Source organism: Halomonas sp. HP20-15 (genome assembly GCF_033446685.1).
Taxonomy (GTDB): Bacteria; Pseudomonadota; Gammaproteobacteria; order Pseudomonadales; family Halomonadaceae; genus Modicisalibacter.
This window is the reverse complement of the sequence record NZ_JAWQLY010000002.1, coordinates 94,742-119,219: the sequence shown is the minus strand read 5'-3', so window position 1 is coordinate 119,219 and position 24,478 is coordinate 94,742. Positions and strand designations below refer to the sequence as shown.

General features: G+C 61.7%; 21 protein-coding genes. 12 read left to right on the top strand and 9 right to left on the bottom strand.

Features of this window, described 5'->3' with window-relative positions:
- The first annotated feature begins 28 nt into the window (after window positions 1-28).
- Window positions 29-904, top strand: a complete 876-nt coding sequence (locus tag R6258_RS02900; RefSeq protein WP_318447158.1) for an SDR family oxidoreductase — start codon at window positions 29-31, stop codon at window positions 902-904.
- 34 nt (window positions 905-938) lie between these two features.
- Here the strand turns inward: R6258_RS02900 and R6258_RS02895 are convergent, their stop codons facing one another.
- The 6 genes from R6258_RS02895 to gmk all read right to left on the bottom strand — a co-directional run bounded on the left by R6258_RS02895 (window position 939) and on the right by gmk (window position 5,868).
- Complete coding sequence (locus R6258_RS02895; RefSeq protein ID WP_412176350.1) at window positions 939-1,277, bottom strand: acyloxyacyl hydrolase; 339 nt, start codon at window positions 1,275-1,277, stop codon at window positions 939-941.
- A gap of 272 nt (window positions 1,278-1,549) precedes the next feature.
- Window positions 1,550-2,083, bottom strand: a complete 534-nt coding sequence (gene thpR, locus R6258_RS02890; RefSeq protein ID WP_318447155.1) for an RNA 2',3'-cyclic phosphodiesterase — start codon at window positions 2,081-2,083, stop codon at window positions 1,550-1,552.
- A 28-nt stretch (window positions 2,084-2,111) separates the two neighbouring features.
- Window positions 2,112-2,501, bottom strand: coding sequence for a RidA family protein (locus tag R6258_RS02885; protein WP_318447153.1), 390 nt, complete (start codon window positions 2,499-2,501; stop codon window positions 2,112-2,114).
- A gap of 122 nt (window positions 2,502-2,623) precedes the next feature.
- Window positions 2,624-4,762: a bifunctional GTP diphosphokinase/guanosine-3',5'-bis pyrophosphate 3'-pyrophosphohydrolase gene (gene spoT, locus R6258_RS02880; RefSeq protein ID WP_318447151.1), complete on the bottom strand. Its 2,139-nt coding sequence runs from the start codon at window positions 4,760-4,762 to the stop codon at window positions 2,624-2,626.
- A 143-nt stretch (window positions 4,763-4,905) separates the two neighbouring features.
- The gene (gene rpoZ, locus R6258_RS02875; RefSeq protein ID WP_318447148.1) at window positions 4,906-5,160 is read right to left on the bottom strand and encodes a DNA-directed RNA polymerase subunit omega; all 255 of its coding nucleotides are present in this window, start codon (window positions 5,158-5,160) and stop codon (window positions 4,906-4,908) included.
- A gap of 75 nt (window positions 5,161-5,235) precedes the next feature.
- Window positions 5,236-5,868, bottom strand: a complete 633-nt coding sequence (gene gmk / locus R6258_RS02870; RefSeq protein WP_318447146.1) for a guanylate kinase — start codon at window positions 5,866-5,868, stop codon at window positions 5,236-5,238.
- A gap of 239 nt (window positions 5,869-6,107) precedes the next feature.
- On the opposite strand from gmk, the gene R6258_RS02865 reads away from it, so the two are divergent.
- From R6258_RS02865 to R6258_RS02855, 3 genes are all read left to right on the top strand, one after another.
- A complete protein-coding gene (locus tag R6258_RS02865; RefSeq protein WP_318447144.1) occupies window positions 6,108-7,310 on the top strand; it encodes an MFS transporter in 1,203 nt (400 codons plus the stop codon).
- A gap of 16 nt (window positions 7,311-7,326) precedes the next feature.
- Window positions 7,327-8,376 (top strand): dihydroorotase, encoded by a 1,050-nt coding sequence (gene pyrC / locus R6258_RS02860; RefSeq protein WP_318447140.1) that lies wholly within the window; start codon window positions 7,327-7,329, stop codon window positions 8,374-8,376.
- A gap of 192 nt (window positions 8,377-8,568) precedes the next feature.
- Window positions 8,569-9,771 carry an MFS transporter gene (locus tag R6258_RS02855; RefSeq protein ID WP_318447137.1) on the top strand — a complete coding sequence of 401 codons (1,203 nt, stop codon included), beginning with the start codon at window positions 8,569-8,571 and terminating at the stop codon, window positions 9,769-9,771.
- A gap of 8 nt (window positions 9,772-9,779) precedes the next feature.
- Here R6258_RS02855 and R6258_RS02850 read toward each other — a convergent pair whose 3' ends face one another.
- Both R6258_RS02850 and R6258_RS02845 read right to left on the bottom strand, forming a co-directional pair.
- Window positions 9,780-10,931 (bottom strand): glycosyltransferase family 4 protein, encoded by a 1,152-nt coding sequence (locus R6258_RS02850; RefSeq protein ID WP_318447134.1) that lies wholly within the window; start codon window positions 10,929-10,931, stop codon window positions 9,780-9,782.
- Between the two features lie 256 nt (window positions 10,932-11,187).
- Window positions 11,188-12,030 (bottom strand): inositol monophosphatase, encoded by an 843-nt coding sequence (locus R6258_RS02845; RefSeq protein WP_318447132.1) that lies wholly within the window; start codon window positions 12,028-12,030, stop codon window positions 11,188-11,190.
- Window positions 12,031-12,256: 226 nt separating this feature from the next.
- Between R6258_RS02845 and R6258_RS02840 the strand changes: the two genes are divergently transcribed.
- The 7 genes from R6258_RS02840 (at window position 12,257) to R6258_RS02810 (ending at window position 22,468) form a co-directional block, all read left to right on the top strand.
- Window positions 12,257-13,420 carry a Fic family protein gene (locus tag R6258_RS02840; RefSeq protein WP_318447129.1) on the top strand — a complete coding sequence of 388 codons (1,164 nt, stop codon included), beginning with the start codon at window positions 12,257-12,259 and terminating at the stop codon, window positions 13,418-13,420.
- A gap of 78 nt (window positions 13,421-13,498) precedes the next feature.
- Complete coding sequence (locus R6258_RS02835; protein WP_318447127.1) at window positions 13,499-15,217, top strand: class I SAM-dependent DNA methyltransferase; 1,719 nt, start codon at window positions 13,499-13,501, stop codon at window positions 15,215-15,217.
- Window positions 15,207-16,601: a restriction endonuclease subunit S gene (locus R6258_RS02830; protein ID WP_318447124.1), complete on the top strand. Its 1,395-nt coding sequence runs from the start codon at window positions 15,207-15,209 to the stop codon at window positions 16,599-16,601. Before R6258_RS02835 ends, R6258_RS02830 begins: the two co-directional genes overlap by 11 nt.
- A gap of 196 nt (window positions 16,602-16,797) precedes the next feature.
- Window positions 16,798-17,634, top strand: coding sequence for an SIR2 family protein (locus R6258_RS02825; RefSeq protein ID WP_318447122.1), 837 nt, complete (start codon window positions 16,798-16,800; stop codon window positions 17,632-17,634).
- A complete protein-coding gene (locus R6258_RS02820) occupies window positions 17,631-20,783 on the top strand; it encodes a type I restriction endonuclease subunit R (RefSeq protein WP_318447120.1) in 3,153 nt (1,050 codons plus the stop codon). The genes R6258_RS02825 and R6258_RS02820 overlap by 4 nt, the downstream gene beginning before the upstream one ends.
- A gap of 22 nt (window positions 20,784-20,805) precedes the next feature.
- Window positions 20,806-21,705, top strand: a complete 900-nt coding sequence (locus tag R6258_RS02815; protein ID WP_318447117.1) for a GIY-YIG nuclease family protein — start codon at window positions 20,806-20,808, stop codon at window positions 21,703-21,705.
- An 85-nt stretch (window positions 21,706-21,790) separates the two neighbouring features.
- A complete protein-coding gene (locus R6258_RS02810) occupies window positions 21,791-22,468 on the top strand; it encodes a hypothetical protein (protein WP_318447114.1) in 678 nt (225 codons plus the stop codon).
- Between the two features lie 209 nt (window positions 22,469-22,677).
- Here R6258_RS02810 and R6258_RS02805 read toward each other — a convergent pair whose 3' ends face one another.
- Window positions 22,678-23,541, bottom strand: a complete 864-nt coding sequence (locus tag R6258_RS02805) for a YicC/YloC family endoribonuclease (RefSeq protein ID WP_318447111.1) — start codon at window positions 23,539-23,541, stop codon at window positions 22,678-22,680.
- Window positions 23,542-23,699: 158 nt separating this feature from the next.
- On the opposite strand from R6258_RS02805, the gene rph reads away from it, so the two are divergent.
- Window positions 23,700-24,437, top strand: a complete 738-nt coding sequence (rph, locus tag R6258_RS02800; protein ID WP_412176349.1) for a ribonuclease PH — start codon at window positions 23,700-23,702, stop codon at window positions 24,435-24,437.
- The last annotated feature ends 41 nt before the right edge of the window (window positions 24,438-24,478 follow it).

Below are 24,478 nucleotides of genomic sequence, written 5' to 3'. Positions count from 1 at the left end.
CTTCGTTTTACCAAGGAGCTGGGTAAAGGTGAAGAATACGAGTCTTATTCTGGGCTGCGGCGACATCGGAACGACGCTGGGCCTGCGGCTGGTGGAAGCCGGCCATCGCGTGATCGGCGTGCGTCGCCATCCGCAATCCCTCGACGATACGCCGATCGAGCCACTGGCGCTCGATCTCAACGACCCGGCGGCGTTTCCGCAACTGCCCGATGCCGACATTATCGTTTATGTGGCCAGCGCCGACCATTTCGATGAAGCGGCCTATCGGGCGGCCTACCTCGATGGCCTCAAGGCGGTGCTCGACGAATTCGGCCGGCGCGACGCGGCGCCCAAGCGGGTGTTCTTCGTTTCCTCGACAGGGGTCTATGCCCAGCAGGACGGCGAACAGGTCGACGAGCACTCGGCGACCGAGCCGCGCGGCTTCTCCGGACAACTGATGCTGGCCGCCGAACAGGCGCTGCAGGCGCATTCGCTGCCGGGCACCGTGGTGCGCTTCTCGGGCATCTACGGGCCCGGCCGCGACCGGTTGATCCAGCAGGTACGCGAGGGCCGCATGGGCGCCTCGATCCCGCCGATGTACACCAACCGCATCCATCGCGACGATTGTGCCGGCGTGCTCGCTCACCTGATCGAGATGACGCTGGCCGAACGCGAGATCGATACGCTGTATCTGGCCAGCGACTGCGAGCCGGTGCCGCTGCACGAGGTCACCGCCTGGCTGGCGCAGCGGCTCAAGGTCGAGTCCAGCGAGACCATGCAGTCGCCGCTCAAGCGCCGCTCGAGCAAGCGCTGCAACAATACCCGGCTGTGCGAGACGGGCTACCGTTTCCGCTACCCGACCTTCCGCGAAGGCTACGCCGAGTTGCTGGCGGCCAGCGCGGCGACCCGCCCCGAGAAGGCCTGAACCCCAGGGCGCGCCGGAAGCAGATCCAGTGTCCTCAGAGCTCCAGCCGATAGCCCAGCGCCGCGACGTTGAGGCCATCGTTGGGGCGTTTGATGCCGGCGTTCGAGTAGTGGGTCAGGCTCAGGCTCATTTCGCCGCGGCCTAGCGCCATGCCGGCGGCGAGCCGGTCCTCGAACTGAAACGAGGTCGAGACGCTACGCTCGTCGAGTTCGGTGTCGAGGAACAGCGCCGCACCGATGCCGAACTCGACGAACGGGCGAGAAGCGGCCGGAAACCATTGATAGCGCAGCGCCGGCGCCGCCAGCAGCGCCGCGTTGTCGTCGTCGCCCAGCGAGGGCAGCAGCAACACGCCGCCGGCCAGGCGCAGCGACACGTTCGGGTGCCACTGCGCCAGGCTGTACTGCCGGTCCAGCGTCAGCCGCGCCGCTGGCGATGCCTGATCGGTCCAGCGCGGTGGCGAGGGAAGAATCGGCCTGGGCCGAGGCGGCGAGCAGCGTGAGGCACCCGGCGAGCGCGGCGCGAGGTAGCAGCGAGGCGGCGAAGCGGCGAGGCATGCAGAGGTTCCCGTGGCTTTTCATAGGGCGCGTCGGCGCCGTTTTTCGTCAGCTAACCAGAAGCCCCGGCAGTGAGCAAGACGCGGTGGCATCACCGCGGCGTCGCGGAGCGCGCCAGCTCGACGTAGCGATGCCGGCCTTCGGACTGCGTGGAGTGAACCAGGGCGAGCGTCGTGTAGTCCCAGTCGAGGCCGCTCGGTTCCTGTGCGAGCGGCCACTCCGGGGGTGGCCGCTGGGCATTGCGCAGTAGCGTGACGTGGGGCACGAAGCCAGGCTCGACCCGCGCGGGGCGTCCGCCGTGGCGCTCGCCGAGCGCCGCGAGTCGCTGGTGCAGGCCGCCCAGCGCCGGGCTGGCTTCCCGGCTGCCCAGCCAGGCGATGCCGCCGCGCGGAAAGTGGCCCGCGCGCGTGAGTCGCCAGCGCCCGGGGGCGATCGTCAGCGCGCCTGTCGCCGCGACCAAGGCGTCGGCCCGGGCCGGTGCCACGTCGCCGACAAACGCCAGCGTCAGGTGCAGCTTCTCCGCGGCGATCGGCCGCCCGCCGCAGGTTTGCCGCCAGCGCGCAGCGATTGCGGCGAGCCGCTCGCGCAGCGCCGGCTCGGGCCACAGCGCAAAGAACAGTCGCATGACGCGTACCGATGGCGGCCTGCGAAGGTTAGTCGCCGATCACCATGATCGCCTCGGCCTCGACCTGACTGCCCTTGGGCAGCGCCTTGACGCCGACCGCCGCGCGCGCCGGGTAGGGCGGCTCGAAGAACTCCTCCATGACCGCGTTGACCAGTGCGAAGTTGTCCAGCTCGACCAGATAGAGGTTGAGCTTGACGATGTCCTGCAGCGAGCCGGCGGCTTCCTCGCAGACCGCGGCGAGGTTGTTGAATACCTGGCGGGCCTGGGCCTGGATATCGCCGTCGACGATCTCCATGCGCTGCGGATCGAGCGGGATCTGGCCCGAGAGATAGATGGTGTTGCCGGCCTTGATGGCCTGCGAGTAGGGGCCGATGGCGGCGGGCGCCTTGTCGGTCTGGATGACGGCCTTGTTGCTCATGGCGAGACTCCTTCAGTTATCGTTGTGCATGGCCGGGGCCAGGCAAGTCCTGCAAAAACAAACCAAAAAACGCAACGCCCGCCCGCCCTGCCGTCGCCGGACGGCGGGGCGGGCGAGACGCTTCAGTTGGAGATGCGGTTGATGCGGCTGACGTGCGGCAGATTGCGGATCCGCTTGATGATGCGTGCCAGGTGCACGCGGTCGCGCACCGAAAGTGTCAGGTTGATGATCGACAGGCGCGCGTCGCGCTCCTCGATGCCCACCCGCTCGATATTGGCGTCGGCGTCGGTGACCAGGCCGGCCAGTTCGGCGACCAGCCCGCGCCGTGTTTCCATGGCGATGCGCAGGGCGACCGGGAAGTCGCCGCTGACTTCCTGCGCCCACTCCAGCGCGAACAGCTTGTCGGGGTCGTTGCGCAGTTCGCGCACGTTGCGACACACGTTGCGGTGCACGACGATGCCCTTGCCGACTGACAGGTGGCCGATGATCGAATCGCCGGGCAGCGGATGGCAGCAGCGCGCGAAGCTCAACACCATGCCTTCGGTACCGCTGATCACCATCGGCCCGGTCGGGCTGGCCTGGCTGGTGGAGGCCACGGTGTCGGTGTCGGCGATGGGCTGCTCGATCAACTGGCGGGCGATGGCGTAGGCCATGCGCTTACCCAGGCCGATCGACTCCAGCAGGTCGTCGGGTGCCTTGAGCTCGAGGGCAGCGAGCAGCGCCGGCAGCCGCGTCTCGGGCAACTCCTCGAGGCTGGTGTCGAAGTCGGCCAGCGCCTTGTTGAGCAGTCGCCGGCCGAGATGGATCGACTCGGTGCGCTGCTGGTGCTTGAGCGCGTGGCGGATCGCCGAGCGCGCCTTGGCGGTGATCACGAACGACAGCCAGGCGAGGTTGGGCCGCGCGCCGGGGGCGGTGATGATCTCCAGCGTCTGGCCGCTTTCCAGGCGGCTCGACAGTGGCGCCAGATGGCGGTCGATACGACAGGCGATGCAGCTGTTGCCGATGTCGGTATGCACGGTGTAGGCGAAATCGACCGCGGTGGCGCCCTGCGGCAGCTCCATGATGTCGCCCTTGGGCGTGAACACGTAGATATCGTCGGGGAACAGGTCGTTCTTGACGTGCTCGATGAACTCCAGCGAGTTGCCGGCGTGGCGCTGCATCTCGAGCAATCCGCGCACCCACTCGCGGGCCCGGGCATGACTACCGGCGGCGATCGGCCGGTCGGTCTGGCCGGCCTTGTACAGCCAGTGCGCGGCGATGCCGTTGTTGGCCATCGCCTCCATCTCGCGGGTGCGGATCTGCACCTCGATGGGCATGCCGTTGGCGCCGAACAGCGTGGTGTGCAGGCTCTGGTAGCCGTTGGCCTTGGGGATCGCGATGTAATCCTTGAAGCGCCCCGGCACCGGCTTGTAGAGGTTGTGCACCGCGCCGAGGATGCGATAGCAGGTGTCGACGTCGTCGGTAATGATGCGAAAGCCGAACACGTCCATGATCTCGGCGAACGGCTTGCGCTGGTCGCGCATCTTGCGATAGATCGACAAGAGGTGCTTCTGGCGACCGATCACGGTGCCCGGCAGCTCGTCGTCGTCGAGACAGTTCTGCAGGCTGGTCTGGACCTGGCGGATCATCGTCCGGCGGTTGCCGCGGGCCATCGATACGGCGCGCTTGATGCGCTCGGCGCGCATCGGGTAGATCGCCTGGAACGATAGATCCTCGAGCTCGATGCGGATGGTGTTGATGCCCAGTCGACCGGCGATGCGGGCGTAGATCTCGAGCGTCTCGCGGGCGATGCGGCGCTTCTTGTCGGGACGCAGCGCGCCCAGCGTGCGCATGTTGTGCAGCCGGTCGGCGAGCTTGACGATGATCACCCGGATGTCCTGGGACATCGCCAGGACCATCTTCTGGAAGTTCTCCGCCTGGGCGACCGCCTTGTCCTCGAAGGTGATCTGGGTCAGCTTCGAGACGCCGTCGACCAGTTCGGCGACCGGCTCTCCGAACTGCTTGGCCAGCGCCTCCTTGGTGACGCCGGTATCCTCGATCACGTCGTGCAGCATGGCGGCCATCAGGCTCTGATGGTCCATGTGCATGTTGGCGAGGATGTTGGAGACGGCGAGCGGATGGGTGACGTAGGGCTCGCCGGAGCGCCGGCGCTGGCCGTCGTGGGCCTGCTCGGCGTAGTAAAAGGCGCGCTTGACCTGCTGGATCTCGTCCTGCGGGAGATATCCGCCGAGGCGGTCGGCCAAGTCATCGATGGTAAACATGCAGCGCGCCTATGCGTTAAGCCCTGACGTTAAAGCCCCATTAAAGCCTGGTGGGATGCGTGCGGCCGTCGGCAACGGCCGGCTCGCCCCGGGGCGTGGCGACAGGCCGGAAATCGGACCCGTCGTCGGCTCCGTCGCGGGCCTCAGGCCTCCGGGTCGTAGCTCGGCTCGGGGCGCGGGCGCACCGGCGCTTCCACCGGCTCGTTGAGTACGTTCTCGTCGATCTGGCCAGCGGCGATCTCGCGCAGCGCCATCACGGTGGGCTTGTCGTTTTCCCACGGTAGGCGGGCATCGCGGGTGCCACGAGCCAGTTGCCGGGCGCGCTGGGTGGAGATCATCACCAGCTTGAAACGGTTTTCGACGTGATCGAGACAATCTTCTACAGTAACTCGCGCCATGAACGGTATTCCTGACTTAGCTGACTAAAGCGTGATTCGGGGGCGCGATTGCGTCGCGCGGTAGGACAGATCAGTCTACTCGACCCCCTCGATGCGTGACAAGAGCGCTTCCAGCAGGGCGCCGTGGCGTTCGCGCATCCGTTCGAGCCGCGAACGTTCGGCAAGTACCAGGCCGCCCATCTGGACCAGCGCATCGTCGAAATCGTCGTTGATGATCACGTGCTGGTATTCGTCGAAATGCGACATCTCGCTGACCGCGTCGCGCATGCGCCGGGCGATCACCTCGGGGCCGTCGGTGCCGCGCGAGGCCAGCCGCTGGTAAAGCGCCTCGCGCGAGGGCGGCAGGATGAACAGCGAGACCGCGTCGGGCATCTGCTCGCGGACCTGGCGTGCGCCCTGCCAGTCGATCTCGAGGATCACGTCCTCGCCGGCGGCGAGGCGTGCCTGGACCGCCGGGCGGGAAGTACCGTAGTAATTGTCGAAGACCCGCGCATACTCGAAGAAGTCGCCGCGCTCGACCATGCGTTCGAAGGTCGCGGCATCCACGAAGTGGTAGTTGACGCCGTCGATCTCGCCGGGCCGCATGGCCCGGGTGGTGTGCGACACCGAGACCTGAATGCCGTCCAGGCGCTCGATCAGCGCGCGCACCAGGCTGGTCTTGCCGGCGCCCGACGGCGCCGAGACGATGTAAAGCGTGCCATGGGACATAACGGGTCCGATTGAGCCGGTTCAAGGGAGCCGCGAATTATCGCACATTGTCGCGCTGGCTCTACACTAGGCTTCGTTTGAAAAGTCGACGAGCGATGGCCAGGCAAGGCAAAAATGGGTGAAAAGGCGGAGTTTACGGTTGTAAATGAGTACTTTGAGCCTATTTTTAACGCCGCATGGCCGAGCGCAGGCACTTTTCGGACAAGCCTACCCGAACGATTCTAACTTTAAGGACGCTCATGGCTTCCACCGCCGCTGCTTCTACCGTCGCCGGCCGTTCGCCGGCCCTGGCCTTTCTGGGCGCCGCTTTCGCCTTCCTGGTGACCATGTTGGGAACCACGCTGCCGACGCCGCTGTACCCGATCTATCAAGCGCAGTTCGGCTTCTCGCAGCTGATCATCACGGTGATCTTCGCCGCCTACGCGGTCGGAGTGATGGGCGCGCTGATAATGACCGGGCGCTGGTCCGACCAGCTCGGCCGGCGGCCGCTGCTGTTCGCCGGACTAATTGCCGCGGCGTTGAGCGACGCGCTGTTCCTGGCCAGCGACGAGCTAGCGATGCTGCTCGTGGCGCGTGTCGTCTCGGGGATCTCCGCGGGCATCTTCACCGGCACGGCGACGGTGGCGGTGATCGAGCTGGCACCGCCGGCCTGGCGGCGTTCGGCGACCTTTGTCGCCACCGCCGTCAACATGGGCGGGCTGGGCCTGGGCCCGGTGATCGCCGGGCTGCTCGGCCAGTATGCGCCGTGGCCGCTGCAGTTGGCCTACGTCGTGCACCTGGGCTTGCTGGTACTGGCGGTGGCCACCGTGGCCTACGCGCCGGAAACGGTATCGCGACCGGCGCGGCCGAGGTTGCGCATGCAGCGTCTGCGCGTGCCGGTCGAGGTGCGCGGGGTGTTCCTGCCCGCGGCGATCGCCGGATTCGCCGGCTTCGCGGTGCTGGGTTTCTTCACCGCCACCGCGCCGGCCTTCATGAAGCAGGTGCTCGGTGAGTCCAACCTGGCGCTGATCGGGTTGGTCGCCGGGTCGGTGTTCTTCGCCTCGACGCTGGGCCAACTGGCGCAGGGCCGGCTGCCGTCGGCACGGCGGTTGCCGCTGGGCTGCGCAATCGTCGTTGTCGGCGCAGCGTTGGTCGGCCTCGGCATCGCCCTGGCGGTGACGTGGGTGTTTCTCGGCGGCGCGCTGATCGCCGGGTTCGGCCAGGGCATCGGCTTTCGCGCGGGGCTGGGCGCCATCGCCGCGGCGAGTCCGGCAGACCAGCGTGGCTCGGTGACTTCGACCTTCTTCGTCATCGCCTACGTGGCGTTGTCGATTCCGGTGGTGGGCATCGGGCTGGTGTCGCGCTCGATCGGCCTGGCGCCGACCGGGGTGGGATTCGCCGGTTTCGTGGCGCTGCTTTCCGCCGTGGCGCTGGTATTATTGCTGCGCCGTCCGGCCCATTGATCTACAGGAGTCCGCCATGACCGCCCCCACGACACTGCGCATCCGCCGCCCCGACGACTGGCACCTCCACCTGCGCGACGGCGAACTGATGGCCGCGGTGCTGCCCTATACCAGCGCCGTGTACGGCCGGGCAATCGTGATGCCCAACCTGGCGCCGCCGGTGACCACGGTGGCCGCCGCCGCGGCCTATCGCCAGCGCATCCTCGACGCGCTGCCCGCCGGTCACGACTTCACGCCGCTGATGACCTGCTACCTGAGCGAGAGCGTCACCGCCGAGGAACTCGAGCGCGGCTATCGCGAGGGCGTTTTCACCGCCGCCAAGCTCTACCCGGCCAACGCCACTACCAACTCCGCCCACGGCATCCGCGACGTCACGGCGATCTATCCGCTGTGCGAGGTCATGCAGCGCATCGGCATGCCGCTGCTGATCCACGGCGAGGTGACCCGCGCCGAGGTGGACATCTTCGATCGCGAGAAGGTCTTCATCGACACGGTGATGGCGCCGCTGCGCCACCGATTCCCCGAGCTCAAGATCGTCTTCGAGCACATCACCACCGCCGACGCCGCGCAGTACGTGCAGGCCGGCGACGATTTCCTGGCGGCGACGATCACCCCGCAGCACCTGGCCCACAATCGCAACGACATGCTGGTCGGCGGCATTCGTCCGCACCTGTACTGCCTGCCGATCCTCAAGCGTGGCAGCCACCAGCAGGCATTGCGCGCGGCGATCGCCAGCGGCAACCCGCGCTTCTTCCTGGGTACCGACTCGGCGCCGCATCTGGCCCACACCAAGGAGACTGCCTGCGGCTGCGCCGGGGTGTTCAACGCACCCACCGCGCTCGAGGTCTATGCCACGGTGTTCGAGGAGGAGGGCGCGCTCGAGCACTTCGAGGCGTTCTGTTCCGAGAACGGCCCGCGTTTCTACGGCTTGGCGCTCAACGAGGGCAGCGTCGAGCTGACCCGCCGGGAGCAGATGGTGGCCGAGTCGATCGCCTGCGGCGATGAACGCCTGGTGCCGTTTCGCGCCGGCGAGTCGCTGGCCTGGCGGCTGGCTGCGGATAGCTGAGCCAAGCTACCGAGCGGCTCGAGATACGCCACTTCTTGATCACACCGGCTCTTATGCTTAAGTCGTAATTCTGCAAGAATAACCGCGTTCCACTGAACCGTTGCCAGTACCCGGATGCGTGGCCACCAAGGCCGCGCGTACCGCTCGTGTGCATCGCCGCCGCCGGCCATTTTTCCGTCAGGGAGTCCTCACATGAGCGATGCCACTTCGTCACAGCCGCCCGCGGTCGCCCATCCGCGCCTGGCGGAGCTCGCCCTGGCGCTGGGCGGCTTCGGCATCGGCACCGGCGAATTCGTGATCATGGGGCTGATGAACCGGGTCGCCGGCGATCTGCAGGTCGCCGTGCCCGATGTCGGCTACGCCATCAGCAGTTACGCGCTGGGCGTGGTGGTCGGCGCGCCGCTGATCTCGTCGCTGGCCGCACGGGTCCCCAAGCGGGCGCTTTTGATCGTACTGATGCTGGTGTTCGCGATCGGCAACCTGGCCAGTGCCTTCGCGCCGGACTTCTGGTCGTTCGTGCTGCTGCGCTTTCTGGCCGGGCTGCCGCACGGGGCCTACTTCGGCGTCGCCGCGCTGGTGGCCGCGGCGGCGGTGCCCATCGACGAGCGTGCCCGGGCAGTGAGCCGGGTGATGCTGGGGCTGACCACGGCAATCCTGGCCGGGGCGCCGCTGGCGACCTGGGCCGGCAACCTGCTCGGCTGGCAGGCGGCGTTCGTCGGGGTGGGGGCGATCGCCCTCGCCACCGCGCTGATGGTGCGGCTATGGGTGCCGGCGCAACCCAGCAATCCCAACGCCAGCCCGTTGCGCGAGTTGACCGCGCTGGTCAAGCAGCGCGTGCTGTTCACCCTGGGCATCGCCTGTATCGGCTTCGGCGGGATGTTCGCGGTGTTCAGCTATGTGATGCCCACGCTGACCGAGCAGGCGGGCATGGCCGATGCGCTGGGGCCGCTGGTGCTGGCGGTGTTCGGCGTGGGTACCATCGTCGGTAACCTGGTTGGCGCGCGGGCCGCGGATCGCAACATCATGCGCGCGATCCCCACCATCCTGATCTGGTGCTGTGTCGTCCAGGGACTGTTCTATTTCGCTGCCAACGATGTGTTCCTGGGACTCTTGTTCGTCGGCCTGGTGGGCACCAGCATGGCGCTGGGACCGACCATCCAGACCCGCCTGATGGACGTCGCCGAGGACGCCCAGACCATGGCCGCCTCGCTCAACCACGCCGCCTTCAACGTCGCCAACGCCCTCGGCGCCTGGCTCGCCGGGGTGACTATCAAGCTCGGCTTCGCCTGGTCGTCGACCGGGCTGGTCGGTGCGGCGTTGGCCCTCGGCGGGTTGGCGATCTTCTACACGGGCCTCTGGGCGGAGCGGCGCAGCGCGTCGTTGGCGCCCGGCTGAACGAGCGCCTAACCCCTGGCCCCGGATATCGGGGTGCCCTCGGAACGCCCCGACGCCGGCTTTTTCCGGTTGTTGTGGACGTACTTGATGTGACCGAAGACTTCCCGTGCCCAGTCGAAGCTGTAGTTCGCGGACAGCACGCCGACCTCCCGGCACATTTCCCGATAGTTGCCCATGACCTGCCCGATCCTGTTCGCCAGGGCGGCTTCCCCTTCCGCCAGGTCGAATAGCAGCCTTGGGTTGCCCTCGACCATTTCCGGACTGCCGCCGGTAGCGGAGAGCAGCACGGGAATGCCGTTGGCGATGGCATCGAGTGCGGCGTTGGAAAAGTCGTCGAACAGCGACGGCAGCACGAACAGGTCGATGTCCCGGTAGAAGGCCTCGGTATCCGGGCCCCAGTCGCGGAAGTGGATGTTCGGGTAGCGCTCGGCGTCGAGGTAATCCTCCACCCAGGAATACGCTTGCCAGTTGCCCTGGATGATCAGGCGGCACGCTTGCTGCTGGTGGCGTTCCAGCTCGAGAAAGGCACGGATCAGGAACTCGACGTTCTTGCGCTTCGATAGCTGACCGCAGTAGCCGATGGTGAACGGCTCGGGGTTGCGGGCGATGCGACACTGCGGGGCCACTTTCGAGTCGTTGGGGATCTTGTGCACCATCGGCTGGTACTTGCCGAGCAGTTCGGCTTCCCGGCGCATGGACGGCGAATTGTTGTAGACGACGGTGTCGGCACGCGCCTTGACGAGGCGGTCCATCGCCCGGATGAACAGCCCGTAGAAGAAGGGCTCGTTGTACTTGGCCTGATAGTGCGTTTCGCCGCGGATGAACAGCGCCTTCAGCGCGCGATTGGGCGTCGCGACGAAGCTCAGGCCATTGTGCGTATCGAAGGAGACGATCGCCGGATTAGCCAGTTGCTTCGTCAGGCGCCGGGTCACCAGGGCGAAGGTCAGTGCCGTCTTGATCTTCGCCAGGCCCCATAGGCGGGACTTTCGGGTTTCCACGGGTACCTTCACCACACCCGGCCGGGCGCCGACGTCGAAGTGTGCCGGTACCACCAGGTGGATCGTATGGCCCTGGCTGGCGATGAAGTGGGCGAGTGCCTTCAGGCGCAGCCAACAGCCCTTTTCCATCGATCCGTTATAGGCGGCGATCACGTTATCCATAACAACCCCGCTTGGCTAACTCCCCTCATGCCTTCCTGGCAAAAGCGTGGCCTGGCGAGACAGGCCGCAACGAGCTAACGCATATTCATTGATTGTATCGGGGGGCCCGGCCTGCGCTGAGGCTGTAACTCCCAGACGCTCAGGGCGACGCCCCAAAATGGCTACCAAAATTAACAGTGTAGCCACAATTTGCGCCGTTTCCATAACGTGGACTTACGAATCTCTCGGCGATGGCGCTCGGTGATGGAGAGCGGGGCTAGACCAGAAAGGCGTACTTCTCGCGCAGCCGCTCCCAGTTTTCCCGCGAGTTGGCGGCGAGCAACCGGCCCTGATGAAGGGTCGGCTTGTAGGGCGTGCCGTCGAGCAGCGCCGCATGGCCGCCGGCCTCCTGGTGGATCAGCAGGCCGGCGGCGTGGTCCCACGGCATCAGCTTGCCGGCGAGCATGAAATCGACGTAACCGAAGGCCATGGTGCGGTATTCGTGGCAGGCGCAGCCGAACGCCATCATCCGTTGCAGGTCGGGAAAGGTGGCGGCGAGCTGATACTGCAAGGGTTTGGGGAATAGCCGGATCGAGGTAGCACCGACCATTTCGTCGATATCGGTGGTGTCGGAAACGCGCAGGCGACGCTGGGTGCCGTCAGGCCGGCCGAAGAATGCCCCCTCGCCGTGGCGGGCGACGATCCAGTCGTCGCCCAGCGGATCGTAGAGCAGCCCGAAGATCGTCTCGCCGAAGCTCGTCGCCGCCAGAATCACCCCGAACTGATTGAGCCCACGCGCGTAATTCCAGGTGCCGTCGACCGGATCGATGATCAGCGCCAGCTCGGCCCCGGCAATGTCGGCGAGCCGCGCGCTGCCCTCGGCCACGGCCTCTTCGCCGATGATCGTCGCCGTCGGCAACAGCTCGGCAATGGCCTGGCCGATCAGCCGTTCCGCGCCCTGGTCGGCGTCGGTGACCAGGTCGTCGGGGGCGCTCTTGGTGCGGATGCTCGCGTCGCTCAGGTTGCGAAAGCGCGGCAGAATCTCGGCCTTCGCGGCACGGCGAACGATGTCAATGAGTTGCTGCTGCTCGGCGGGATCGATGTTTCTGGCAGTAGGCATGGGGGCTCCTGAGTTGTCAGCGGCTGCTATCAGGGTACGCCATTCCCGAGCCGATCTCTTCGGGGCTACTCATGTGACCAGTGCCAAAGGCCGCAGCCTGCCCATTGGCTAATCGAAGCCATGGAATACAAGAGAAGGGAAGCTAAAATAAGAGAGACTGCTATTTCAATTTAAGAGCTAAAGTGAAATAGTACGACAACTTATTTTAACTTTGCTGAGGAAACTCATGCACCGTGGGCTAACGGGCTACCATGTCACCAGCATTGCCGGTGGCGTGAATTGCCAGGCGTTCATCCCGGCGCCACTGCCGCCCGAGCCTGCGCTGTCGCTGGATGACAAGCTACAGAGTCGGCTTTCCGCCGCCCACGTGGCCCTAGGGCGGCTCGATGGCATTTCGATGCTGCTGCCCGACGCGCAGTTGTTTCTCTACAGCTACGTGCGTAAAGAAGCGGTGATGTCATCGCAGATCGAGGGCACGCAGTCCTCGCTCAGCGATCTGATGATCTACGAGATGGACGGCATCCCCGGCGTCCCGATGGATGACGTGCAGGAAGTCTCCTGCTACGTACGCGCGCTCAACTTGGGCGTACAGCGCATTCGCGAAGGGCAACCGATCACGATCCGGCTCGTGCGTGAGCTGCACGACGCCTTGATGACCCACGGGCGCGGCACGCATCGCCGCCCGGGTGAATTTCGCCAGAACCAGGTCTGGATCGGTGGCCACCGTGCCGACGAAGCCGCTTTCGTGCCGCCCCCGGCCAACCAGCTCGCCGACTGTTGGGGCGCCTTCGAGCACTTTCTCAATGACGAGCCGGTGGCGACGGAACCGGTGATCAAGGCCGCCCTGGCACACGTGCAGTTCGAAACCATTCATCCATTCATGGATGGCAATGGCCGGCTCGGGCGCTTGTTGATTCCGCTGATTCTGGTGCAGGCAGGCATTCTGACGGAGCCGCTGCTCTACCTTTCGGTGTTCTTCAAACGCCACCGGCAGGTCTATTACGAGCACCTCCAGAACGTGCGTCTGACCGGCGATTGGGAAAGCTGGTTGCTCTTTTTCGTCGATGCCATCGCCGATACCGCCAACCACGCCGTTGCCACGGCGCAGGCGCTAAATGCGCTACTGGCCCGGGACAAGGCGCGCCTGAGTGAGCTCGGCCGCCTATCCGGTTCCGCGACTCAGGTTCTGGAAGCGCTCTACCGCCACCCCATCGCCAATATCGCCACGCTGCATCGGGATACCGGGCTGACCCAGGCCACCGTCGGCAAGGTGCTGGAAGCTCTGGCGCAGCAGTTGAATATCGTACGGGAGCTGACCGGCCAGAAGCGCAACCGGGTGTTCGCCTATGGCGACTATATCGAGCTATTGAATCGGGAGCCGGCCGTGTAGCGCTCCAGTGACCAACTGATAACATCACCTTCATCGTGCAGGTCCTCAGAGGCCTACTTTTTGTTCAAAGAGGTCACAGTGGATAATACCGAACAGCAATTTTTGAAAGCGCTTGAAGACAAGCTTTGGAAAGCCGCGGACAAGCTGCGCAACAACCTGGACGCCGCCAACTACAAGCACGTGGTGTTGGGGCTGATCTTTCTGAAGTATGTCTCCGATGCGTTCGAGGAGCGCCAGCGCGAGCTGCTCGCGCTGTTCAAGAGCGACGCCGAAGACAATATCTACTACCTGCCGCGCGAGGATTACGACAGCGACGCCGAGTATGAGCAGGCGCTCGAAGATGAGCTGGAAATTCTCGACTACTACCGCGAGGCCAACGTGTTCTGGGTGCCAAAAGAGGCGCGCTGGAGCACGCTGAAAGAGAACGCCGCACTGCCTATCGGCTCGGTGCTCTGGCAGAACAGCAAGGGCGAAGACGTGCGCCTGCGCTCGGTCGGCTGGCTGATCGACAACGCCTTGGAGGCCATCGAAAAAAACAACGACAAACTCAAGGGCGTGCTGGAAGGCATCAGCCGCTTTCAGGTCGATAACGACAAGCTGATCGGGCTGATCAACTCCTTCTCGGACACCTCCTTTACCCAGCCGACCCTCGACGGCGAGGCGCTGAACCTGCGCAGCAAAGACATTCTCGGCCACGTTTACGAGTACTTCCTCGGCCAGTTTGCGCTGGCCGAAGGCAAGCAGGGCGGGCAGTACTACACGCCCAAGAGCATCGTCTCGTTGATCGTCGAGATGCTGGAACCCTACAAGGGTCGCGTATATGACCCGGCGATGGGCTCTGGTGGTTTTTTTGTCTCATCGGACAAATTCATCGAGGAGCACGCCCGCGAGCACCACTACGACCCCACCGAGCAGAAAAAGAACGTGTCCATCTACGGGCAGGAGTCCAACCCCACCACCTGGCGGCTGGCCGCCATGAACATGGCCATCCGCGGCATCGACTTCAACTTCGGCAAAAAAAACGCCGACAGCTTCCTCGATGACCAGCACCCGGACCTGCGCGCCGACTTCGTGATGGCCAACCCGCCATTCAACATCAAGGACTGGTGGCACGAATCGCTGGCCGAGGATGTACGCTGGCAGTACGGCACCCCGCCCAAGGGCAACGCCAACTTCGCCTGGCTGCAGCATATGCTGCACCACCTGGCCCCCGTGGGCAGCATGGCGCTGCTGCTCGCCAACGGCTCAATGAGTTCCAACAGTGGCGGCGAGGGCGAGATTCGCCGCCGCCTCGTCGAGAAGGATCTGGTCGAGTGCATCGTCGCCTTGCCGGGCCAGCTCTTTACCAACACCCAGATTCCCGCCTGCATCTGGTTTCTGACCCGCGACAAAACCGGTGGCCTCTCGCCCAACGGCGTTGAAAAACGCCGACGTAAAGGCGAAGTGCTGTTTATCGACGCCCGCCAGCAGGGCTATATGCGCGACCGCGTACTGCGCGACTTCACCCGTGAAGATATCGCCAGGATCACTGACACCTTCCATACCTGGCAGCGCACCGACGCCTTTGAAGACGTGCCCGGCTTCTGTGCCTCAAAAGATCTCGCCGCGATTGAAAAGCACGACTTCGTGCTCACCCCAGGGCGTTATGTGGGCGCCGCCGCGCAGGAAGAGGACGACGAACCCTTCGCCGATAAGATGGCGCGGTTAACGGCACAGCTGAAAGAGCAGTTCGAGGAAAGCGACCGGCTGGAAAGGGAGATTAAGCGGAATCTTGGGGGGCTGGGTTATGAGCTCTGAGTGGATAACAATCCCGCTAGGTAAAGTTCTGACTTTACAGAGAGGGCATGATCTCCCCGCTCAAGATAGGGTTGCTGGCGGCGTGCCCATATTGGGGTCATCAGGTATAACTGGCTATCATAATGAGTCAAAAGCTAGTGGCCCCGGAGTCACGGTAGGTCGTAGCGGGAATGCTATGGGTGAAATAAACTACTCCGATAAGGGTTTTTGGCCGCTCAACACAGCTTTGTACGTCACCGACTTCAAAGGCAATGACCCTAAGTTTGTTTATTACTTGCTAAAAACTATCGATTTTGATCAATTTAATTCTGGCAGTGCACAAAAGTCTTTGAATCGAAATGCTGTTTATCCTTTTGAAGTAAAAATACCAAGAGACTTCATTGAGCAAAGAGCCATTAGCTCGGTACTATCTTTATTAGAAGATAAAATCGAAATTAATCACCAAATCAACCAAACCCTCGAACAAATGGCCCAGGCCCTGTTCAAAAGCTGGTTTGTCGATTTCGAGCCGGTCAAGGCCAAGATCGCTGCGCGCCAGCGCTGGCAAGCCCTGCAACCGGAAAACGAGCCCGCCTCGCCCGGCTGCTATGCCGCCGAGCTGGACGGTCAGTCCGCGACAGGGGGGCTGGAATCCTATATGAACCGCGCTGCGATGCAGGCGATTGCCGGAAAGACGGCGGCGCAGCTCGATGCTCTGCGCGCGGAAGATCCAGAGCGCTACCAAGAGTTCTATAAAACCGTCGCGCTGTTTCCCTCGGCGATGCAGGCGAGTGAGTTGGGGGAGATTCCGGAGGGGTGGGAGACAGGTAGTTTATCTGATCTTATCGATTTTAACCCTCGCCGAACCCTTCGGAAGGGAGAGCTTGCCCCCTATCTGGATATGAAAAATGTGCCAACCTCAGGCCATCTTGCAGAAGAAGTCGTGCAACGTGAAATGGGTAGTGGTACTAAATTTATAAACGGAGACACACTACTCGCCCGAATTACACCTTGCCTCGAAAACGGCAAAACAGCATTCGTCGATTTTCTTGAAGATGGGGAAACGGGTTGGGGATCAACTGAATATATTATTTTACGGCCTACAGAAGCTTATCCAAAATCGCTGGGTTACTTCATAGCTCGCGATGAAAGTTTCCGTTCAGCAGCCATACAGTCCATGACAGGAACGAGCGGTAGACAAAGAGCCGATGCAAAGTCTTTGTCAGGTATGAAATGGCTGATTTATCCTCCAGCGATAGTTGGGAAGTTTGATTTGTTTGCCAGTTCTTATCTTAGGCTTGCTAGGAATTATGGTGATCAAAACAAGGTGTTGTCAAAAACGAGAGATGCTCTCCTTCCCGAACTACTTTCAGGCAATTTAACTTGCCCTGTTCTCAAGGAGTAGTTATGGAATATTTGAGAACCCTTTTTGAGTCAGAAATGACTTGTGAGGTGAATGAGGCGGGCGAAATAACTATCGCAGGTATTGTTTTTATCCAAGTTCTATTTTAAAAGACTTTGATCCTACTGCTTATGAGGAGGCCTTTGTTGACTGGTGTAGCCAAAAAAGCGAAGAAAAAATTATAAAGGCTGAAGAAATATTGGATCTATTTAGCAATAGAGATCGTTTTGCAAGGCTCAAGGAGATTTATAATAGAGGGGCAGTGACTCCTTTTGTAGGCGCAGGGATGTCAATATTGTCAGGCTATCCTGGATGGACTTCTTTTTTAAGAGAGGTACATCGAGATACTGAAGTTGAAAAAGATGTGTTCGATGACTTGATTGAGCGTGGTCAGTTCGAAGAAGCGGCAGAGCTACTAAGTAATGACCTGTCGCCTGCTGGGTTTTCAGAAAGGGTAGAAAGCTCTTTTGGTACTTTGAGAGATGTAGGGGGGTGTGTTAAAAAGCTGCCCTATATTTTTAACTCTGCTGTAATAACAACGAATTTCGATAGCGTTTTAGATCGGGTTTATAAGGAAAGCCCTTCAGGGTCCTTTGACGAAAAGCTTCTGGCAAGTGAGGGTCAAGAGCTGCCTAAGTTGATAGGTGAAGGGGAAAGGGTTTTAGTTAAGCTGCATGGTAAAGCAAACAAATTGAAGTCCCGGGTGCTTACCAAGTCTGAATACGAAGCATGTTATAAAGAGGACGGAGAACTTGAGGCGGTTATCGAGTCATTGTCCACTAGAACACTTCTTTTTTTGGGGTGTAGTTTAACAGTAGATAGAACATTGACTTGCTTGAAAAATATAGTAGAGCGCAAAGGTCAAGAGAACTCTCCTAGGCATTATGCTTTTTTGCCGCTTGAAAGTCCAAATAATAGGATCAAGCGCAATAAAGAGCTGGCTGCATGTAACATCCATGTAATTTGGTATGTCGATGACCATGATGAATGTTTGGATGCTTTGTTAGAGAAGCTTGCTGAAGGGAGCGGGGCATGACCGAAGATCAACTGGAGCAGCTCTGCCTTGAGTGGTTCACCGAAAACGGCTGGGAAACCGCCCACGGACCGGACATCGCCCACGATGGCGCCGCGCCCGAGCGTGACGATTATCAGCAGGTGCTGCTCCGCGCAGATATCGAGAAGGCTATCAGAACGCTCAACCCGCAGCTGCCGGATGACGCCGTTCAGCAGGCCGTGGCCCAAGTCAGTAAACCGCAAAGCCCCGATCTCGTGCTCAGTAACCGTGCCTTTCACCAGTGGCTGCTCAGCGGCGTGCCGGTGCAGTACAAGCACGATGACGACGTCGTGTATGACCACGCCTTTCTGATCGATTTCGAGCGCGTCGAGACCAACCGTTTCCGCGCCATCAATCAGTTCACGGTTCAGGGCAGCAAGCAGCCCCGCCGCCCGGATATCGTTTGTTTTATCAATGGCCTGCCGATGGCGGTGATCGAGCTGAAAAGCCCGAGCAGTGAAAGCTCCGATATCACCGGCGCCTTCAATCAGCTGCAGACCTACAAGACGGAAATTCCCGACCTGTTCGTCACCAACGAAGCGCTGGTGATCAGCGATGGCTATACCGCATGGGTTGGCTCGCTGACGGCGGATCAGGAGCGCTTCATGCCGTGGCGCACCATCAAGAATGAAGACGACAAGCCGCTGCTGGAGTGGCAGCTCGAAACCCTGGTGCGGGGCTTTTTCGACCGGGCGCTGTTGCTCGATTATCTACGCTACTTCGTGCTGTTCGAGACCGACGCCGAGCGGGTGATCAAGAAGATTGCGGGCTACCACCAGTTCCATGCCGTGCGCGAGGCGGTGAAAGCGACGGTGATTGCCGCCGAGGAGCCTGCGACAACCGTGAGCGAGAAACGCGCAACTTACGGCGATGAGGTCAAACCCGGCAGCAAGAAGGCCGGGGTGGTGTGGCACACCCAGGGCTCGGGCAAGAGCATCTCGATGGTCTGCTACGCGGGCAAGCTGTTGCAGCAACCGGCTATGCACAACCCTACGCTGATCGTGGTGACCGACCGCAACGACCTCGACGGCCAGCTGTTCGGCACTTTCAGTAGCGCTCGCGACCTGCTCAAGCAGGACCCTATCCAGGCCGAAGACCGCGAGAGCCTGCGCCAGAAGCTCGCCGAGCGCGAGTCCGGCGGCATTATTTTCACCACGGTGCAGAAGTTTGCCCTGCTGGACGACGAGCGTGGCCACCCGATTCTCAACGATCGCCACAATATCGTGGTCATCTCGGACGAAGCCCACCGCAGCCAGTACGGTCTGAAAGCCACTCTCAAGCAGGATGGCACCTACCAGTTCGGTTTCGCCAAACACATGCGCGATGCGCTGCCTAACGCCTCTTTCATTGGCTTTACCGGCACGCCGATTGCCAGTGAGGACAAGGACACCCGCGCCGTCTTCGGCGATTACGTCTCGATCTACGACATTCAGGACGCCGTCGATGATGGCGCCACCGTGCCGATCTTCTACGAATCGCGCTTGGCGCGGCTCGACATCAACCGCGAGGAAATCAATCAGCTCTCCGAGCAGGTCGACGACCTCATCGAGGATGAAGAAGATACCGGCGCGCGGGAGCGCACCAAGGGCGAGTGGAGCCGCCTCGAAAAACTGATGGGTGCTGAGCCACGGCTACAGCGTATCGCGGCGGATCTCGTCGAGCACTTCGAGACGCGCAACAAGGCCATCGAGGGCAAGGCGATGATCGTCGCCATGAGCCGTAGCATCTGCGCCCAGCTCTATAAGGAAATCGTCAAGCTCCGCCCAGACTGGCACGACGACGACCCGGAAAAGGGCGCGATCAAGGTCATCATGACCGGCTCGGCCGCCGACAGCTCGCTGCTGACACCCCACATCTACAACAAAGCCACCAAAAAGCGGCTTGAGAAGCGCTTCAAGAACCCGGCCGACCCGCTCAAGCTGGTGATCGTGCGCGATATGTGGCTGACCGGCTTCGACGCGCCGTGCTGCCATACCATGTACGTCGACAAGCCCATGAAGGGCCATAATCTGATGCAGGCCATTGCTCGTGTGAACAGGGTGTTCAAGGACAAGCCCGGCGGGCTGGTGGTCGACTACATCGGCATTGCCAACGAGCTGAAAAATGCCCTCAAGATCTACACCGACTCGTGCGGCAGGGGGCAGCCCACCTATAGCGCCGAGGAAGCCTTCGAGGTGCTGGAAGAGAAGCTCGATATCATTCACGGCATGTTTGCCAAGGGCGCCAACCGTGAAGGCTTCGACTACAGCGGCTTCGAAGAGGCGCCGCACAAACTGCTACCGCCGGCAGCCAACTACATCCTGAGTCTGGACGATGGCAAAAAGCGCTTTCTCGATACCGTACTGAAGCTTACCAAAGCGTATTCGTTGTGCAGCACGCTGGATGAAGCTAAGGCGCTGCACAAGGAAATCGCGTTTCTCTCGGCGATCAAGGCGGCATTGGTCAAGCACACCAGTACAAATCGTTCGCTGAGTGAGGAACAGAAAAATTCCGCGCTCAAGCAGATCCTCGATAACGCCGTAGTGGCCGAGGACGTGACGGACGTGTTCGCGCTCTGCGGGCTCGACAAGCCCAATATCGGGCTGCTCTCCGATGAGTTTCTCGAAGACGTGCGCCAGATGCCGTATCGCAATCTGGCCGTCGAGCTATTGGAGAAACTGCTAAAGGATGACATCAAGGCCAAAACGCGCACTAACGCCGTGCAGGAGAAAAAGTACTCGGATCGCTTGCAGGAGACGCTGCGCAAGTACAACAACCGCGGCATCGAAACGGCGCAGGTGATCGAAGAGCTGATCGAGATGGCCAAGCAGTTCAAGGCCGATATGGAGCGCGACGAGGTGCTGGGCCTGAACCCCGACGAGATCGCTTTTTACGACGCCTTGATCACTAACGAGAGCGCGGTACGCGAGCTGGGTGATGATCGTTTGCGGGCGCTGGCGGTCGAGGTCACCAACAAGCTGCGCGGCTCGACCACCGTCGATTGGCAGGTGCGCGAAAGCGTGCGCGCCAAACTGCGCATTCTGGTGCGCCGGACGCTGCAGCGCTACAAGTACCCGCCAGACAAATCGCCGGAAGTCATCGAGCTGATTCTCAAGCAGGCCGAGCTTCTGTCGAATCAATGGTCATCCTGATCATCAATATTCTGGAGTTTGTATGACATCGCCGCAGGCCCGCCCAACCTCCATCCGTATCTTCCTCGCCGACGGCACGCCGGAAGGGCTACGCATCGTCGAGAAGTCCAACTGGACGGGCCGGGCGGTAGTGGCCAATCGCTCCCAGCTCGAAGGGGCGCTGAAGCGAAGCGAGATGGCGCAGCCGGGTGTTTATGTGCTCACGGGACAAACGGATGACGGCGCTGCCAAACTTTATGTGGGCGAAGCGGATGTTCTCGGCGAGCGGATCAAACAGCATGTGGCGGGCAAGGAATTCTGGACGCGGGTCATCGCCTTTACCAGCACCAATGAGGGGTTGAACAAGGCGAGTGTGCGTTATCTGGAAGCGCGTCTACTGGGGCTGGCGAAAACCGCCAACCAGTGGGCGGTAGATAACACTGCCTACCCTTCACCACCTCCTCTCAACGAAGCCGACAGCGCCGATGCGGAGTGGTTTCTGGCCGAGATGCTGGTGATCTTTCCGCTTCTGGGCATTGATGCTTTCGAGTCCGCCAGTAGTCAAGCAAAGGAGATATCGACTGACCCGGTTACCCCATCACTGACGCTTTATCTCGATGAGCGGGGTGCCAAAGGCACCGCTAGAGAAGTGACGGATGGCTTCGTGGTGTTGAAGGGCTCATTCGCGCGTGCGGAAGAGACGGCGTCTATCCACAATTATATGCGCGAGCAGCGTCAGACGCTGAAAGCGCGCGGCGTACTGGCGCCGCAGGATGGTGCTCTAGTATTCACCCAGGATTTCCGCTTCTCCTCACCCTCCACCGCTGCGGGGGTATTGGTTGGCGGCGCGTCGAATGGGCGAACTGCCTGGAAAGATGCGAGCGGCAAAACCTTGAAAGCGCTTCAAGAAGCGAGATTGGAAAAATTGGAAAAATGCTTATAGGCGTTACGCTATTCTAGTCCGTCACGAAAATCACAGAATTACCTCTTGTTGGTCGAGTGGTTCTCTAAGCTCAGGGTAAGTTTATATGTCTGAAATTCATCACTACTTGCAAGAGTTCGATAACGCTTTCGATAAATTGCTACATTATCAAGCCTACCCGCGTATGCGCCCTTTCATTGGGCGCTTTTATGGCCAGCATGGCCCAAAAATTCTATTGGTCGCTGAAAGCCATTACCTGCCAGCGGGAAGATCGCTTCACCTTGATGCACAACGTTGGTATGCGGGCTCTGAGAAGAATTTTGAAACTGACGATAAACCAGGTTGGATACACACGCGCAACATCATCGATAAACCAGACGGCCAGTGGAACGCGAGAGGCCACGAGATCTACCGGCGCTTGAACCGGGCGTTGAGTGAAGCGGGATATATGGGAGACGGTAATCTATTTAGATACGTCGCATTCATGAACGGGTTCCAACGGCCAGCCGTTACTGGGAAAAGCCTTAATGTCCAACGAGAAGACCTGGAGGTTGCCAAGCAAACGCTCAATGGTGTGATTGATGTTATTAAGCCTGACCGCGTGATTTTCGTTTCCACAAAAGCGAAAAGGCACTTGGCCAAGCATCTTGAAATTGAGTCGAAAGGCGTTCCTCATCCTGCGTGCGCTTGGTGGTACAGGGCCTCGAAACATGGGACGGGAAAAGAGCGATTCATTAGTCTGGTGTCTGGCATCTACCCTGGCACAGAAGCTGACCGATACTGATCAGATTGAGTTCTACTGCGAGCGGGGGCGACGGGCGGTAGGGGTTAGCTACGATCAGTGGAGATTAAGGTATCTGCTTCGATCGCTTTTCCATACTCCAGATAGCGAAAAACCCCGGTGCACTCACCGAGGTTTAGACGCCGACCGAGTGCTCCCAGTCCATTTGCCAAAGATTGTGAGTACGCTGGCTTACGAAATCAACTTACCACTCACTCCAAGTTCTGAATCTGCTCCCGCATCTGTTCGATCAGCACCTTCAACTCCACCGCGCAGCGGGTGGTATCGGCGACCACCGCCTTGGACGATAGGGTGTTGGCCTCGCGGTTGAGTTCCTGCATCAGAAAGTCCAGCCGCCGGCCGATCGGGCCTTTCTGCTTGAGCTGACGCTCGATCTCGGCGATGTGGATTTCCAGGCGGTCGAGTTCCTCGTCGACGTCGGCTTTCTGGGCGAGCAGCGCGACCTCGGCCTCGATGCGCTGCGGATCGAGTTCGGCCTTGAACGCTTCGAGGCGTTCGATCAGCTGGCTGCGTTGGCGCTCGAGAATCTGAGGGAGCAGTTCGCGGACCGTGGCGACCTGCGCGCGTACGCCATCGAGCCGGCTACGAATCAGCTCGGCGAGGCGTTCACCCTCCCGGGCGCGCCCGGCGATCAGGTCGTCGAGCGCGGTATCGAACAGCGCCAACGCCTCGCGCTTGACGGTATCGAGGTCGGCGCCCTGGGTGTCGACCACTCCGGGATGGTCGAGCAGCGCTAGGGCGTCGGGCATTGGCGCGTCGGGAAGCTCGGCGCGCACTTCATGCAGGGCGCGGTTGAGTTCAGCGAGTCGCTCGCGGTTGACGCTCAGCGATTCGCCGGCGGCGGCGGGATCGAAGCGCAGCTGGCATTCGACCTTGCCGCGCGCCAGGCGCGTGCGCAGGGCCTCGCGGAAGCCCGGCTCGAGATCGCGCAGGCTCTCGGGCAGGCGGAAGTGCGGCTCCAGGTAGCGCTGGTTCACCGAGCGCAGTTCCAGTTGCAGGCTACCCCAGGCGGCATCCAGGGTCTGCCGGCTGAAGGCGGTCATGCTGTAGGCCATGCGAGTTCCTCGAAGACAACGGTGAAAGGGTTCGTCCGGACAACGGTTCGCCGGAACATTGCTCAGTGTAACGGATCGACACGGGTCAAGCGTGTAGAATGGCCGTCCATTCAGGAGCTGTGCTCCGACGATTACCCAGCCAAGCGATGAGAGGTGACATGCGCCCAGCGGCCACACGACCCAGCGGACGACAGCCCGATCAGCCCCGCGAGATTCAACTGATCCGCGACTATACCCGCCACGCCGAAGGCTCGGTGCTGGTGGCCTTCGGTGATACCAAGGTGCTGTGCAACGCCAGTGTCGAAGCCGGCGTGCCGCGCTGGTTGCGCGGCAAGAGCCAGGGCTGGATCACCGCCGAGTACGGCATGCTGCCGCGCGCCACCCACAGCCGCAGCGGCCGCGAGGCGACCCGCGGCAAGCAGGGCGGGCGCACGCTGGAGATCCAGCGCTTGATCGGCCGATCGCTGCGCGCGGCGGTCAATCTCAAGAAGCTCGGCGAGTTCACCATCACCGTCGACTGCGACGTGATCCAGGCCGACGGCGGAACGCGTACGGCGTCGATCACCGGCGGCTGCGTGGCGCTGGTCGATGCCATTCGCTACCTGCAGCGCGAAAAGCAGATCAAGACCGATCCGTTCAAGCAACTGGTCAGCTCGGTCTCGGTGGGCGTCTACAAGGGCACGCCGGTGGTCGATCTCGACTACCCGGAAGACAGCGCCGCGGGCACCGACATGAACGTGGTGATGACCGAGGATGGCGGGCTGATCGAGGTGCAGGGCACCGCCGAGACGGCGGCGTTCTCGCGTGACGAGCTCAACGCCATGCTCGATCTTGCCGAGAAGGCTGGCCAGAGCCTGTTCGAGCATCAGCGCGAGGCGCTGGAGATTCGTCGCTGATTCTTGGCGAAGGCTACTCGCCACTTTCTTTCGCCACCACG

Coding starts and splice junctions, on each gene's coding strand:
- thpR (WP_318447155.1), bottom strand. CDS start 2,083: ATGCGACTGTTCTTTGCGCTGTGGCCCGAGCCGGCGCTGCGCGAGCGG.
- R6258_RS02885 (WP_318447153.1), bottom strand. CDS start 2,501: ATGAGCAACAAGGCCGTCATCCAGACCGACAAGGCGCCCGCCGCCATC.
- spoT (WP_318447151.1), bottom strand. CDS start 4,762: ATGTTTACCATCGATGACTTGGCCGACCGCCTCGGCGGATATCTCCCG.
- rpoZ (WP_318447148.1), bottom strand. CDS start 5,160: ATGGCGCGAGTTACTGTAGAAGATTGTCTCGATCACGTCGAAAACCGT.
- gmk (WP_318447146.1), bottom strand. CDS start 5,868: ATGTCCCATGGCACGCTTTACATCGTCTCGGCGCCGTCGGGCGCCGGC.
- R6258_RS02865 (WP_318447144.1), top strand. CDS start 6,108: ATGGCTTCCACCGCCGCTGCTTCTACCGTCGCCGGCCGTTCGCCGGCC.
- pyrC (WP_318447140.1), top strand. CDS start 7,327: ATGACCGCCCCCACGACACTGCGCATCCGCCGCCCCGACGACTGGCAC.
- R6258_RS02855 (WP_318447137.1), top strand. CDS start 8,569: ATGAGCGATGCCACTTCGTCACAGCCGCCCGCGGTCGCCCATCCGCGC.
- R6258_RS02850 (WP_318447134.1), bottom strand. CDS start 10,931: ATGGATAACGTGATCGCCGCCTATAACGGATCGATGGAAAAGGGCTGT.
- R6258_RS02845 (WP_318447132.1), bottom strand. CDS start 12,030: ATGCCTACTGCCAGAAACATCGATCCCGCCGAGCAGCAGCAACTCATT.
- R6258_RS02840 (WP_318447129.1), top strand. CDS start 12,257: ATGCACCGTGGGCTAACGGGCTACCATGTCACCAGCATTGCCGGTGGC.
- R6258_RS02830 (WP_318447124.1), top strand. CDS start 15,207: ATGAGCTCTGAGTGGATAACAATCCCGCTAGGTAAAGTTCTGACTTTA.
- R6258_RS02820 (WP_318447120.1), top strand. CDS start 17,631: ATGACCGAAGATCAACTGGAGCAGCTCTGCCTTGAGTGGTTCACCGAA.
- R6258_RS02815 (WP_318447117.1), top strand. CDS start 20,806: ATGACATCGCCGCAGGCCCGCCCAACCTCCATCCGTATCTTCCTCGCC.
- R6258_RS02810 (WP_318447114.1), top strand. CDS start 21,791: ATGTCTGAAATTCATCACTACTTGCAAGAGTTCGATAACGCTTTCGAT.
- R6258_RS02805 (WP_318447111.1), bottom strand. CDS start 23,541: ATGGCCTACAGCATGACCGCCTTCAGCCGGCAGACCCTGGATGCCGCC.
- rph (WP_412176349.1), top strand. CDS start 23,700: ATGCGCCCAGCGGCCACACGACCCAGCGGACGACAGCCCGATCAGCCC.